7 protein-coding genes and 1 riboswitch are annotated in these 13,903 nt (G+C 44.9%); of the genes, 3 read left to right on the forward strand and 4 right to left on the reverse strand.

The window, feature by feature from the left end:
- The first annotated feature begins 152 nt into the window (after positions 1–152).
- On the forward strand, positions 153–4,664 hold the full coding sequence (locus FE296_RS03195) for a collagen binding domain-containing protein (protein WP_190945010.1): 4,512 nt from the start codon (positions 153–155) through the stop codon (positions 4,662–4,664).
- Positions 4,665–4,798: 134 nt separating this feature from the next.
- Here the strand turns inward: FE296_RS03195 and FE296_RS03200 are convergent, their stop codons facing one another.
- From FE296_RS03200 to FE296_RS03210, 3 genes are all read right to left on the reverse strand, one after another.
- Entirely contained in the window at positions 4,799–5,443 is a 645-nt protein-coding gene (locus FE296_RS03200) for a class D sortase (RefSeq protein ID WP_124118123.1), read from the reverse strand.
- A 426-nt stretch (positions 5,444–5,869) separates the two neighbouring features.
- Positions 5,870–7,351 carry an amino acid permease gene (locus FE296_RS03205; protein ID WP_150364212.1) on the reverse strand — a complete coding sequence of 494 codons (1,482 nt, stop codon included), beginning with the start codon at positions 7,349–7,351 and terminating at the stop codon, positions 5,870–5,872.
- Between the two features lie 118 nt (positions 7,352–7,469).
- Positions 7,470–7,685: riboswitch (Lysine riboswitch) on the reverse strand.
- A 148-nt stretch (positions 7,686–7,833) separates the two neighbouring features.
- The gene (locus FE296_RS03210) at positions 7,834–8,976 is read right to left on the reverse strand and encodes a virulence factor (RefSeq protein ID WP_047841582.1); all 1,143 of its coding nucleotides are present in this window, start codon (positions 8,974–8,976) and stop codon (positions 7,834–7,836) included.
- 243 nt (positions 8,977–9,219) lie between these two features.
- Between FE296_RS03210 and FE296_RS03215 the strand changes: the two genes are divergently transcribed.
- Positions 9,220–9,639: a hypothetical protein gene (locus tag FE296_RS03215; RefSeq protein ID WP_124118121.1), complete on the forward strand. Its 420-nt coding sequence runs from the start codon at positions 9,220–9,222 to the stop codon at positions 9,637–9,639.
- A 48-nt stretch (positions 9,640–9,687) separates the two neighbouring features.
- Here the strand turns inward: FE296_RS03215 and FE296_RS03220 are convergent, their stop codons facing one another.
- Positions 9,688–10,386, reverse strand: a complete 699-nt coding sequence (locus tag FE296_RS03220; protein WP_036668013.1) for a response regulator transcription factor — start codon at positions 10,384–10,386, stop codon at positions 9,688–9,690.
- A 345-nt stretch (positions 10,387–10,731) separates the two neighbouring features.
- Here FE296_RS03220 and FE296_RS03225 point away from each other — a divergent pair, with 345 nt between their 5' ends.
- Positions 10,732–13,578: a PAS domain-containing sensor histidine kinase gene (locus FE296_RS03225; RefSeq protein WP_150364213.1), complete on the forward strand. Its 2,847-nt coding sequence runs from the start codon at positions 10,732–10,734 to the stop codon at positions 13,576–13,578.
- The last annotated feature ends 325 nt before the right edge of the window (positions 13,579–13,903 follow it).

The following is a 13,903-nucleotide window of genomic DNA, read 5'->3' on the forward strand; positions in this document are numbered from 1 at the left end:
ACAGGATACTCCGCTTGAGGAGTATCCTTTTTTGTGTTCAATTTTGTGTTCAAAGATGAGGGTTTTAGTGTTGTCTATTTTTTGTATATGTCGCTTTGCTATTCTAATCTTCGGCGTATGCCAACACTACGTACGAGGAGGATATGCAAAAAATGAGGAAAAAAGTGAGCATAGTGATCATTGCTCTGTTGCTGGTCACGCAAATGATGCAGGGGTGGATATTTACACCAACCATGCATGCTCAGGATGAATTAACTAATTTGCCAGCCAGTGCAATCAGCGATACAGCGTCAGAAGAAGTTTTGGCAGGTTCGGAAGAGGTGAACAACGTTGAGGTTGCTGCCACTCCGGAAGAAGAGGAGGAGGGAGACCTCAACCAGAGCAGTTTAGCAATGGCAGCTGCAGGCCCGGTAATTACAGATCAATTGATTACCAGTGTGCAGATGTACAATCAGGCACCAGAAGACAACGGGAATGGCACGATTGAAGTCAAAGGAGATAAAATCGAGGATATTCGACCACGCATTCAGGATGAGGTGGCTGTAGTCTTTACATGGGGACTTGCAGATGACAACCACAACTACAGCGATGGCTCTACCTTCACCTTTAACTTGCCCGATAAATTCATCATCGGATCGCAGCTTAAGGGTAATCTGGATGGTGGTGTTGGGGAGTATGTGGTGAATCCGGATGGGACAATCATCTTTACCTTTAATGAACTGATCGAGCATGCGAAGCTGGAAGGCAACTTCTACGTGTGGATTAAGTTCGATGAGAGCAAGATGGAAGATGGTTTGAAACAACAGATAGACTTTAGTTCCGTAGGGCAGGGCATCATTGATGTGCATTTTGCCAACACGGCCATAGATAAGTTGAAGAAATCGGGAAGTGCGAACAAAAATAACTTCAACTCGGATGAAATTATATGGACCGTAGATTTTAACCAAGGCGAGAAGGCTATGAAAAATGCTGTTCTTGCAGACACGTTCCCAACAGAGCTGGAGCTCAAGGGCGATATCGAAATTCGCGAATTGGAAGTGCAATTGAATGGATCTGTAAAAGAAGGCCCAGTAATTAAAACGGAACCACAGTTTCCAATTCAATTGGGAGATACAGATAAGGCCTATCGTGTGACTTACACGACGAGTGTTAAAGCACCAACCACTGCTCCGTTCACCAACGTGGAGTATCAAAACGAGGTTGCGCTTACAACGGATCAGAGTGAGCACGACGAAACAGATATTGGGCGAGTTCGTGTGAGTTTTAATGAGCCTTTGAACAAGTCAGGGCAAGATAGTGCGTATGATCCGGTGACACAGACGATCACATGGAAAGTGCAATATAACTACAATCAGCAAGAAATCATGCAAACGAATGCATGGATTGAAGACCGCTTTGATACGGCAAAACAGCAACTGATCAACAATTCCGTCAACGTGTATCAAGTGGACATTAATGCAAGTGGAGCGGCTTCCAACAGAACACTGATCAATCCGAATGAATACACACTCGAAGCGATGGGTACAGGGTTCGATGATGGCTTCAGATTACATTTTAAGAACGATATTACAAAGGCCTATGAGATCGAATATGATACACTATCCATTCATCGTGTTTATACAAACGACACCATTACGAACACAGTGAACATGTATGATGGTACTTCCAAAACAGGCCGAAGAGACATTCAGGAAGTCATTTTTGCAAAGAGTGTAAAAAGTGAAAACTTCAACACAAAAGAAATCGAATGGCAGATTGTTTTGAACCGCGATTTGCAGGACATGACGGATATCGTCATCACCGACAATTACGAAGGCAGACATATGAAACTGATTACGGGTAGTCTTCAAGTGAGTGGTGTTAACAAAGGCGACTTTGAACTGACTCCAGACCCGGCTGATCCAACGTATGAAAAAGGATTCTCACTTCGCTTGAAGGACGGCGTAACGCTCAGTACGGAGCATGTTATTACTTATAAGACAAGCTTCGATCCCACAGTGGGTATGCCAACGAATGATGAATATCGCAACTCAGCCAAGATCGATTGGGAAGAGTCTGATGTAAAACAGACTGCGATTACAAAATCTGCTGCGGTCAAACCGCAAGACTACACGATTCAAAATGGTAACAAAAAGGGTGAATATAGCGCCAAAGATAAAAAGATCACCTGGACAATCGATGTAAACTACAATTTGTTTGATATTCAGGATGCAATCCTTAAGGATGCTTACACTGGAAACCAATCTTTCGTAGACGGCTCATTGAAGGTTCATGAGTTAGAGTTACAGGGAGCCAATAATGTTACTGCTGTAGGTAGCGAGGTTCCGCTCACAGCTGGTCAATTCCAGCTGAACCCGGACGGTAAAGGTTTTGTGTTGGATCTGGGTAACATGGGCAAAATGGCTTATCGCATTCAGTACCAAACAAGTCTGGATGGACCATATTCTGTCGTAGGCGCTTATGCCAACCAGGCTGTTCTGACGGATGGTGAGGGTGGTGCAATACGATTTAATAGATCAGCCAGTGTTACACCTGCCAACGGTGGTGTATACGTCCGCAAAACAGGGAAGCAAGAAGGTACAACGGATAAAGCATCATGGACGGTTAATATCAATCCAAGTCAATCTTTCATTCCTGCGGGTGATCAATTAACAGATACCTTGTCAGAGAACCAGATTTTATTGGCTGATTCATTGAAATTATATGCAACCAATTTACCTGCCAACAATTCAGGCAATGTATCCACCAAAGCTGGACTTGTTGATCCGGCTGATTATGAATTGGACGTGGAGGGCAATACATTTACCTTCACCTTCAAGAAAGATATCCATACCGCATTCATTTTGGAATATCAGTCTTATATTAATGCCGATCATGGCGCCCGAATTGAGAATAAGGTTGAATTTGCAGGCCAATCTTCCTCGGTAATCGGAGAAGGTAATCAGTCGGGAATCAAAGTTTCCTTGGCTGGAGCAGGTGGAGGAGCCTCTACAGGTCTGGGCAAAATCAGAATTCATAAAGTCAGTGATACAGGAGTTCCGCTGGAGGGTGCAATATTTGCAATCTATAATGCGTCTGGAACTACGCTTCTTGAAACATTGAAACCAACGGACGAGAATGGTGTGGTTGAAAGCTCCAGAAACTATCGATTAAACAATCTAACCAACGGTATACCTTATAAGTTAAAAGAATTATCTGCACCGGCAGGATACTTGGTTGATCCTGAATATGGCTCTGCCTCAGGTAAAACGATTGAATTTAAGGATGCGGATATTGCTTTTGAAATTGAAAATAAAAAGATTCGTCAAGGCTTTGAATTAACCAAGGTAGATGCGGTTGACTCCTCCAAGACACTTAAGGGTGCAACTTTCGAATTGTACTCCAAGGACGGCGCAACGCGAGAGAAAATCGATGAGTTAACGACAGGGGAAGATGGGAAGATCGCCAAAGGTGGACTGTTGCCAGGGGATTATGAGCTGGTAGAAGTCGTGGCACCTGAGTTTTATCAATTGGATGCTACACCAATTCCGTTTACGATTGTAGAGAATCAGACTCAGATTATTACACTGACGAAGTCGAATGCAATGGGTGCAGGCGGTAAACTTGTCGTTACCAAAGTAAATGCCAAGGATAAGTCCGTATTAAGCGGAATTGAATTCGAATTACGTGATCGTTCCAACAGTGTCATCGATACAAAAGTAACCGACCTAAATGGGATCATAGAATTCGATGGTTTGGACTATGGTTCATATACATTGGTAGAGACCAAGGCAGAAGGCTTTGTTATTGAACAGCCGGAGACCCTTGTATCTATTATCAAACCGGAAACTCAATTGACCATTGAAAATAAAAAAAATGATCGTTCTGTGAAATTGATTAAAACCAATGCGGGTCGAACTCAGCACCTTCAAGGAGCTGTGTTTGAATTACGGGCCCAAACTGCATTGATGGATGCAAATGGGAATTGGGAGTTCCACAAGGTAACAGGTCTAGATGAAGCTTCACTGACAACCAATCAACAAGGTGAAATTGTACTTGAAGGCCTGGATATCAATAAATATCAGTTGGTTGAAATAAAAGCACCTAACGGATACATGTTGGAAACAACACCAGTTCCATTTGAAATTACGAACATACAAACCGAAGCCGTAGTTGTGGAAAAAACGAATCAGGCTATCCCGGTATCGGGTGGTGGGTCTAGTGGACCTTATAATCCGGGAACACCTACTACGGGTGTAACACCAGATCCGGAGAAACCAGTAACACCAGGTCCGGAAACACCAGGAACGTCTATCCCAGGCACAGTGGTTACTGGACCTACTGAACCTGAAGACGGAACCGAAATTCCAACAGATGAAGATAACGGAGTAACTCCTCCTTCGCCTGGCGATTCCAACGGTGACGACACTGCACCTCCAGTTGGGGATACAGATGTACCGGATGGGGATGGTGCACTTGCACCTCCTGCTGGAACGGATACAGATGGGTCACAGGGCAATGGAAATTCTGCATCACAGCAGACCGGAAACTCTGCATCACAGGGAATGCTGCCGAAGACAGGCGAAGAGAGCACATGGACTTTCACTGTGGCAGGCATGATGCTGATGGCACTAGGTAGTGTGGGATACATCTACTTCCGACGTAGACAACTGCTTCAGCCTTAGATTGCACGAGCACGTAATGCAGGAACAGATCATATTCAGATAAAAACACCCTCTAGCTTCACAAGTGACCCAGAGTCACCGTGTGAATATACTAGAGGGTGTTTTATTTTGTTTCAGCAGAACCTTAGGGAAGATCAGTATCCGGCATCGTCCGGATTTACTACTTCAATAGCTCTTACAATTAGGCGATGTGTTGGATTGACGAGTGGATCACAGGTAATCAAGGTAAGGACCTGTCCAAGCCCGGGATCTTCCAGCACGGATAAGTCAGTTGGTTCCACAACGGATATTTGATCTACCTTGTATTGGATAATCGTTCGATCTGCCAGAGTGACTTCCATTGAATCACCAATCTGGAGTTCTCCCAGACGATTGAACAGCCGTCCTTTTTTGTGGGCGCGATGAGCGGCTATGGCAGCATTACCTTTGTTCCCGATACGGGTGGTTTCGACAAGATGGGTTGCAGCTACCTTCATATTGTCCTCCGTTGCACCCTCCAGAATCGGTAAGCGGACATCAATCTTGCCAATCGATAGTACCCCCAACGTATCCGAGGAGGCCTCTTGTACTGGACCTGTATTGTCAGTAGTCGGCTCGGCAGAAGCTGCATCCTGTATGCCTTGTTCGAAGGAGTGATTAAGCTTAGACAAGCCGTTTTGCAATTGCTCCAGATCGTTCATGACACGGGTTTGCTGCCAGTCATAATACGTTTCCCGCAGGAAAGGAAAGCTGATGATCAGGATGCCCAATAGAACGAGCAGAATAGAGAATTTTTTCATTATACATCAACTCCGTTGTCCAAGAAAAATAGTATACCTTTCTCTATTCTACTTACGGATCTATACAAAATATGGACAGGGATGAGAGGAGGTACAGGAATTGATCAGGGGGGAAGCCGACCCAAAACAAAACCTCCCCGTTTCACTACAGTAGGAAGACTGCAACGCCACGGGGAGGTTTTATTATATGGAGTAAATTGTATCAGCTGTATAAGTTAAACTAACCATTTACATGAGAACGTAGAGGACAGAAATAGCGTGAAGAAGCGAAGCTAAAAGCTTTCTGCAAGAAAGCTACTTCGTAAGCATACGCTTCGCCTTTATCCCCAGATTTTCACCTTTGTAAAAGTGAGTCAAAAAATCTGGGGATAACAGCGATCGGAAGGTTATTCTGTCATCGAAGTGTCAAGTGTAAAAATTACCTCGTTAGTGCTTATCACTTGGTGAATCGGTAGGTGTGAAATCACATTCCTGCAGCGGCACCACTTTGGTCTTTTTGATCCATTTGTAACCAAGCCACAATACCAGGAACAGGGGAACACTCAAGTAGGCAACGATGGCTCCACTCCAGTCGATCTGATCACCCGTGAATGCCTGGTAGTTCTGTCCGATGATCACGATGATGCACAGGACAAAAGCAAAGATAGGCCCAAACGGGAACCAGCGTGCACGGTAAGGCAGATCGCTCAGATCCCTGCCTTGTGCAACGTATGCACGACGGAAGCGATAATGACTGATAGCGATACCCAGCCAAGTGATAAAACCACACATACCGGATGCATTCAACAACCAGGTGTACACAATCCCATCGCCGAACAGGGAGGCAAGGAATGCCAACATACCAACGGCTGTTGTAAGCAAAAGTGCATTCATTGGAATGCCCTTTTTATTCAGCTTGCCCAGGAAACGAGGGGCTTTACCATCACGGGCAAGGGCATAGAGAACCCGGCTCGAAGCGTACATGCCTGAGTTACCGGCTGAGAGTACAGAGGTTAAAATAACGGCATTCATCACGGAAGCTGCAATGGCGAGGCCAGCTTTCTCAAACACCAGTGTAAACGGGCTGACACCGATATTCTCCAGGTCACCTTTGAGCAGGTTCGGATGCGTATACGGGATGATCAGACTGATTACGGTAATCGCCAAAATGTAAAAAATCAGAATGCGCCAAAATACCTGACGAATTGCACGAGGTACATTTTCGCGCGGGTTTTCACTTTCACCGGCGGCTACTCCGATAAGCTCGGTACCTTGGAATGAAAATCCCGCAGCCATGAATACGCCTAACACGGCGAAGAATCCGCCATGGATGGGCGCATCACCGATGGTGAAGTTACTGAAACCAACCGCTTCTCCGCCCATAATACCAAAGATCATGAGCACACCAACGGCCAGGAAGATGATCACGGTAGCGACTTTGATAATGGCGAACCAGTACTCGGACTCTCCATAGCCTTTAACAGACAACACGTTCAAGGAAAAGATCAGCACGAGAAACAATAAGCTCCATAACATGGACGAACTGTCGGGGAACCAGTATTTAATGAGTACTGTAGCGGCAGCAAGCTCTGCTGCAATGGTTACCGCCCAGTTGTACCAGAAGTTCCAGCCCATGGCGAACCCGAGAGCAGGATCGACAAAACGTGCGGCATACGTATTAAATGAACCGGAGTCCGGCATAAAAGTAGCAAGCTCACCAAGGCTGGTCATTAGGAAATAAACCATGATGCCAACGGCCACATAGGCAATTAATGCTCCACCAGGGCCTGCGGTTGAGATGGCGGTACCACTTGCGAGAAACAGCCCGGTACCAATCGAGCCACCGAGGGCGATCATCGTCATATGGCGTGCGCGTAATCCTTTTTTCAGGGAAGGTCCAGTTGTTGTTTGGTTACTGCGGTCTTGCATGGAAACACTCCTTCATTCGATATACTGATGTTTGCGATCTTGAACTCATAAAAACAAAAAGACCACAGGCATCAGCCTGCGGTCTTTAATATTTCAATGTCCGCACCATGTCCCAGATGATTAAGATAGCTCAACACAGAAGAATTCATACCTTTATATAAAGGTAATGTACTTCCGTGACAGTTCTGCGCCTTTCGACAGCAGCCCCAGCTCACCGGACCGTATAAGGAACGTCCAGCGAGCTTCGGCGGGTACACCTTTCGGCTGATCTCATAAGCGGCTCCTTAGCGCCTCCATCAGCGTACTGATCGCACCCGCGACCTCTACCTCACCATCAATGGATGAGGTGTATCTATTGTCTATGAAATTATGAACAACACAACTTAACACCGTGTGTCCTGTTTAGTAAACAGACAATCAGTATAACGCGCATGGTTTTCCAGTGCAATAACAATTGTTGGAATGTGAGGTCTGAGAGACGACTATTCCTCTTTTTTGTTACGGCCAGCCATCTGCTGCCATACCGTTCCAGCAGCCTGTTCCCCCGATTCGATCCGCTCCAGAGCCATCTTGGCCTGCAGGCTGACTTCAAATTCGGGATCATCGGCTGCAACTCGCAACGCTTGTTCTGCTTCTTCAGTTCCGACCTCATAGAGAAAACGTGCTGCACGCCAGCGTACAAGTTTACTTTTATCGGATAATGTTGCTGTCATGGCTGGAGTAGCGGCAGGATCGCCGATATCCGACAAGGTATCCCCGGCAGTCCGGCGTACCGCAGGAGAACTGTCCTGAAGCGCTTCATACAGCAATTCCATCGCTTCCGGTGTACGAATGTCACCCAGGTATACGACAGCCAAGCGACGTATCTGCATTTTGTTGTCATGCAAGGCATGGGCTACGAGAGGCAGTCTTTCGGCCGTAGGCTCCATGCCGTCAAATGCCGCATAGCGAACATTCCAGTCCTCGTTTCGCAGAGCCTCTTCAAGTTCGGCTCCATCCAATTCACGGCGGCGCTCGACGAACTCTTCGGATTTGGTACCATGTTCAATGGCCTGTTTGATGACCTGCTCCAGCCGTTCCGGGGGGTAAGCGGCTTCCAATTCCTGCTCAACTTCACGTGCAATATCAGGCAATTCACCATATCGAACACCGTAATCACTCAGTTTGCGTTCTTTGATCATTGTTGCACTGGCGACTTCTGTCACGGCTTTGACAAAGCGATCGGACAACGAGATTCGTTCTTCCTTGACCCCGGCCTTGACCCTAATTTGCATCGGTACGCCTCGGAAGAATTGGACAAATACCTGTGCTTCTCCGAAGTGCTCGCCTGAACCATCTTCGGATTCAATCCAGTCCAGATCAATGCCTTGCTGTCCAAGGCGATTTTGGACTTCACCCAAGATAACGGACCAGTCGGCATTTCCTTTACGATCAAGTGCCACAAAGTCTGTTGTGTGGAACACACTCTTTACACCGGGAATATGAAGCATCTGGCGAATGAACGCCGGAGCAGATCGTTCGTTGTCCAGTGTATATGTTTTGCGAATTCCGTCCTCCAGACGTTCATCGAGATGTAGCATCATCGTATTTGGACTCGGTGTTGGTTCAATGGAAACAATATTCATCAATGTAACCTCCTATAGTACCAGATTCATCTTTAACTTCCCGTAAATTAAATCACAACGGGTATTTCTCTATTTTACATCAATGTGTGGAATCTGCGAAATCATCCAGAAGTGAAGTGGACGTTTCTAACACTTAATGTGAAGAAGTACGAAATTTGTTAACACTTCTTTCATGTTCACGCACAAACATTTTTAAACGAAAATTGGCACAATAAAGATAAGAATCAACTGGAGGTTATACCTATGGAACCCATTACCGTGCTCTCGGATGGAAAACGTCGTATTGCATATGAGAATATTATTCAATTGTTCAGGAACTGGATTGAGGACTCAGCATCTGGTTCTGCGATAGAAACACATCGGGGAAGTTGGGAAAATGCCCGTTATTGTATTGTTGATTATCAGGTTGCCGAAGAAGCGGTGTCAGCAGCAAATGCCATTCGGGCTTTTATGCCACATCTTCCGTTACTGGTCATTACGGATTTCAAATCCCTTATTCGGAAGCGTCACCTGCAACAGATCACAGGTACAGGTGAGATGAAGATGATTCTTTGGAATGAGCAAGACCCGAATCAACTAATCAAGGATATGGAAAATTGGTTGCATTCTTCGTCTGTCCATAAATCAGAAATAGCCATACCACCCATCTTATCCATGAGATAAAAGAGGGATATGGCCAAAAGTGTTTAACTTTCAAGCGTTACGATCGTATTAGATCACATATTTATAGCCTGTTCCCCAAACCGTCTTAATATAACGTGGGTTCTTGGGGTCAGGCTCAATTTTTTTACGCAGACTTGAGATATGAACATCAATGGTACGATCCAGATAGGCGCGTTCGGACCCTTTGATGCGATCCATCAGTTCATTGCGTGTGAACACTTTACCGGGATTGCGGTACAATTCCTTCATAATCTCAAACTCAATATGAGTGACCTCGATTTCAACACCATCCACAAAGAGAGTTCTTCTGTACTCATTCACATTCACATGTCCAGTAACCTCTGCCTGCTTATCTTCTTTTACCGGTTTATCCTTATAGGAAATGATTGATCTTCGCAGCAGTGCTTTAATCCGGGCATCCAACTCTTTCAAACTAAATGGTTTGCACAGAAAGTCATCCGCACCATTATGCAATGCACGAAGTCGATCATTCAGCATGGTGCTTGCCGAGATCATCAGAATGGGCACAGTGGAGTGCTGGCGAAAGGCTTCTACGAGATCATTTCCATCCATTTCAGGAAGCATGAGATCCGTTACAACAATATCCGGCTGGAATTGTGGAAACAGTTGAAGTGCCTCGCGGGCATGATGAACCCGTTCAGTGATGTATCCTTCCTCCTCAAGAAAGAAAGCAATCATGTCGGCCAGATTTTTCTCATCTTCTATAAGAAGTACTTTGATAGTCATAGGGTCACACTCCTGGTGAAAATAATATGTTAAGAAAATGCTAAAAAAACAAGGTGAATTGCGAATAAATGCCGCAAATTTTTTAATGTTTCTATCCCAAAATATAGGATGTATATGTAGAGAAAGAATACGCTTTTTGAATGAACTTCAATATTCTAGCATGAATGCAGTTTGGTTGCCGATCAATCAGAATTTCCCAAAGCTACACCAAGTATTAATTACAGTATAATGGATCAGAACGAGTTAAGGGGAAAAAAAGTAATATTGTATCCGCTTAAGTTTATAGGGGGAACCAACGTTGTTGTTGAAAACAGAAGAAAAAATGATCCATGAGGGCAATTGCTTATGGATCGTATAAAGGCAAGACATATGCTAGATTGGGTCGTGTTGAAGCTGAGAATACCCTGGATTGGGACCAGCATTCTGATCATTCTGGGCTCACTTAGCACTATTTTTCCGTTTACTTTATTCTATGGTGTACAATTTATGATTGGTAGCGCGGCAGCACTCGTTGCTCTTCGTTTGCATGGGGCCATCTATGGATTTGTCACCCTTACAGTCATCTATCTGCTGAATACTGTCTTTGTCGGCTTTGTGCCGCACAATCTAACTGTAATGCTTGCCCACTTCTTGGAATTAATCTGGATGCTCGTTTGGCAGATCCGTTGGAAGAATGGCAGCCTAATCAAGGCTAATGCTGTCTTTTGGGTAGTGATGTTACTTCCTGTTATCTATGCCGGGCATTTTATGTTGGGTTTAGATATAGACGATTTGAAGTATGAGTATATGTATATTGCTGTGATTGGTATGGTGAATGCGCTGATTGCGGGAATTGTAGTTGATTTTTGGATCACCACGGGTGAACACAAATCAAAGCGGACGGGAACCATTCCACTAACAAGAATTGCGTTTAAATACGTAGTCGCCTTTGTGGTATTTGTTTCTCTCGTACTGTTATCCGCAGATAGCCGCAGACAATTGGGTCAAATGAATGATGCCATATTACGTGATATGAAATATGCAGCAACTGCGGTTGTTCAGGATATTGATGAAGAGTATGTTACCTCCGAGAATATGGATCAGAATATGGCGCGTTATCATCATTTACTGGGTGTGAATGTGATTCTGCTGGATCGGAATGATACGGTCGTCGCTTCTGGATTGAATACACTTCAGGCGGGCGATTACCTGGACATGGACAGATTCCGTCTTCTGAAATCAAGGGATAATCTCTTTCTGTTAAGTTCGGCAAATATCCATTACAGCGATGTATTGAATCACTGGAAACAAGCCTCTTTTATCTATGAAGCAGAAATGACAAGGTTAACACCTTATCGGGTATTCATTGTGACCGACTCGTCCGAGTATTACCCCCGAATCGAATCCATTTATCTGACCACGCTGCAATCCCTGTTCATCATCATCGTGGCTTCCATGATCGTAGCGGCTCCTCTCAGCAGTAAGGTTGTTAGCCCGCTGTTAAGACTGACCAGGATGACAGGCTCTCTTCCGAGACTGCTGTTTCGAAATGGGAAGATGGAGTGGCCAACCAGCCATGTAACCGAAGTACAGATCCTGATTGGTAATTTGCGCAAAATGGCCGATGTGCTGCTGGAACAATTCGAACAGATTCGTCACGACAAGTTAACGCTTGAGGACAGGGTTATTGAGCGTACCAAGGAACTCAAGAATAGTGAAGAGGTCAAACGTGCCATTATTGAATCTTCTATTGATGCGATTATCGCTGTGGACTCCAATGGGCTGATCGTTGAGTTTAATCCGGAGGCTGAAAGAATGTTTGGATTGCGTCGGGAAGAAGTGATCCTGCACAAGGAAGCACCATCTCTTTTTCAAGGGGCCAGCTGCAAGGAGATCAAGAATTTGCTGGAGCGATTTGAATATGTTGAAGGTAAAAGATACACCATCGTTGAAGAAATTTCAGGTATCCGACGGGATGGTTCCGTATTTCCGATCGAGTACAAAATTGTTGAGATCCAGTTGGGCAAAAATGAGACATTATATAACCTGTTTATTAAGGATATTACAGAGCGGACCAGAGCAGAAGAAGATCGTGTACGTCATGCCCTTGCGCTGGAGAAGCTGAACTCAGAGTTGTTCAATGAGAAGATTGCCATTCAGGAACAGCGAGATATCAGTGAGCAATTTATTGAATCTGTACGAGAAGGGCTCGTGATGTCTGATCGATCAGGGACCATAACCATCGTCAACCGAAGGATAGAAGAGATGTTTGGTTTGGGTGATTTTATGGGCAGATCCATTGAAGATTTGGCGCAGGCGATTGATACGATGGTATTAACGGACAACTTCAATCTGATGGAACAGACGAGAGCATTCCTGAATGGAGAAACAGCGTTTATCGAGACCGAATTTATATTCAATAATGTGGATAAAAGTGTATTTTCCTTGTACATGAAGCAGATGGATGTCCCGGGTAAAAACCATGGGTTTCTGCTGGTGTTCCGTGACCGGACAGGAGAAGAACGGCTGGATCGGATGAAAAATGAGCTGATCAGTGTGGTATCTCATGAACTTCGAACGCCTGTAGCCACCATTATGGGATATGTGGAATTAATGATGATGTATGACCTTCCGGCAGCTCAACAGCGGGAATTCATGCAGACCATCTCTTCGGAGGGCAAGCGGCTGAGCAGTTTGCTCGATGATGTACTTGATATTCAGCGGCTCGACAACGAAGGTATGACTTACCACATGACATATGTACCGCTGGTTGAGTTGGTAGAAGGGGTTGCCGAACAGTGGAATATGAAGTCTGCCCAACGTATCTACGTGCATACGTTTAATGGAGACTTTTTTGCTTATGCGGACCAGAACAGGATGGTTCAGGTTCTGCATAATCTGGTGGGCAATGCAGTCAAGTATTCGCCGGGAGCCGATCGTATCGATGTTACGTTATGGGAAGAAGAGGAATGGTTATGTCTTGATGTGCGTGACTACGGAATAGGTATTGCGGAGCAAGAGAAGGACATGTTGTTCAACAAATTCTATCGGGTCGATAATTCGGATCATCGGCAGATTGGTGGAACAGGAATTGGGTTGTACATTTCCCGTAAAATTGTAGAGGATCACAAGGGTACGCTGACCTTTATATCTGCACCGGACAAAGGAAGTACATTCAAGGTTCGACTGCCCAAGCAAGACGTATTGGTGTGAGCTTAATGAAGAATGAAGAAATGTATTTCACTTTTTCATGAATAATGTTTATGTACGAGACCTACGGATAAAGCCTTTGCCCTTCAGCGCGTAAGCGTGATAAGGAGAAAGGCTTTTTTTGTTTTTCAATTTTCCCGGATAAAAAAACAACTTCTTTTGCAAACTGTCTATAGAGCCATAATTTGCATCCCATGCAAAAGGAGGACGGCAGGTATATGTTCCGTAAACAAGAGAAAACACTCATCATCGTCTGTCTGGTTGCAGCTGTGGTTGTGCTGTATGCCGTTGTGAAAAGCATCATCCGAATTATGAGTTATTGAGATAT

Origin of the sequence: Paenibacillus sp. UASWS1643 (genome assembly GCF_008693195.1) — a bacterium.
In the GTDB taxonomy this organism is placed as follows: domain Bacteria; phylum Bacillota; class Bacilli; order Paenibacillales; family Paenibacillaceae; genus Paenibacillus; species Paenibacillus amylolyticus_B.

Excerpts from the sequence above, each read along its gene's own strand:
- FE296_RS03195 (WP_190945010.1), top strand. The coding sequence starts at position 153 with ATGAGGAAAAAAGTGAGCATAGTGATCATTGCTCTGTTGCTGGTCACG.
- FE296_RS03200 (WP_124118123.1), bottom strand. The coding sequence starts at position 5,443 with ATGAAAAAATTCTCTATTCTGCTCGTTCTATTGGGCATCCTGATCATC.
- FE296_RS03205 (WP_150364212.1), bottom strand. The coding sequence starts at position 7,351 with ATGCAAGACCGCAGTAACCAAACAACAACTGGACCTTCCCTGAAAAAA.
- FE296_RS03210 (WP_047841582.1), bottom strand. The coding sequence starts at position 8,976 with ATGAATATTGTTTCCATTGAACCAACACCGAGTCCAAATACGATGATG.
- FE296_RS03215 (WP_124118121.1), top strand. The coding sequence starts at position 9,220 with ATGGAACCCATTACCGTGCTCTCGGATGGAAAACGTCGTATTGCATAT.
- FE296_RS03220 (WP_036668013.1), bottom strand. The coding sequence starts at position 10,386 with ATGACTATCAAAGTACTTCTTATAGAAGATGAGAAAAATCTGGCCGAC.
- FE296_RS03225 (WP_150364213.1), top strand. The coding sequence starts at position 10,732 with ATGGATCGTATAAAGGCAAGACATATGCTAGATTGGGTCGTGTTGAAG.